The sequence below is a fragment of the Methylobacterium sp. WL69 genome (assembly GCF_008039485.1).
In the GTDB taxonomy this organism is placed as follows: Bacteria; Pseudomonadota; Alphaproteobacteria; order Rhizobiales; family Beijerinckiaceae; genus Methylobacterium.
Genome location: NZ_VRUZ01000211.1, coordinates 1 through 608, shown reverse-complemented (window position 1 = coordinate 608; position 608 = coordinate 1). Strand labels below are relative to the sequence as shown.

The following is a 608-nucleotide window of genomic DNA, read 5'->3' as shown; positions in this document are numbered from 1 at the left end:
CAACGACGGCTTCGTCGGCGGTGGTCAGATCGGCTACAACTACCAGTTCACCCCGGGCTCCGGCTTCGTCGTCGGCGTCGAGGCCGATGCCCAGTACGTCGATTTCGGTCGTGAGCGGAACCGCTTCTCCGCCACCGGCCCCCTGGCCGCCCAGCAGGTGTTCAACCCGGCCGGCGTATCGAGCCTCGACTACTTCGGCACCGTGCGCGGCCGTCTCGGCTACGCCTTCGACCGCACCCTCGTGTACGGCACCGGCGGCTTCGCCTACGGTTCGGGCGGTGGTCGCGAGTTCGGCCTGAACAGCGGCAGCCGCGACAGCTTCCAGACCGGCTGGGCCGCCGGCGGCGGTATCGAGTACGCGCTCCCCACGGACTCGTTCTTCAACTTCTTCAAGTCCTCGGCCGTGACGTTCAAGGTCGAAGGCCTGTACGTGAAGCTCGACCAGAACAACCGCAACGCTGGCGCCTTCGCCGTCAACAACGCCGGCGCGACCATCTTCACCAACAGCCCGGGCGTCGTCCTGGCCAGCGGTGGCCGTCAGGTCCGCGACACCGAGTTCGCCGTCGTCCGCGCCGGCCTGAACTACAAGTTCGGCTCGTACTAGGACC

1 protein-coding gene is annotated in these 608 nt (G+C 67.4%); it reads left to right on the top strand.

Going from position 1 to position 608, the window contains the following annotated elements; genetic code table 11:
• Positions 1-604 (top strand): outer membrane beta-barrel protein (locus FV218_RS22505; protein WP_147711613.1); only part of this gene is annotated, 604 nt, incomplete at its 5' end.
• Positions 605-608 lie beyond the last annotated feature (4 nt).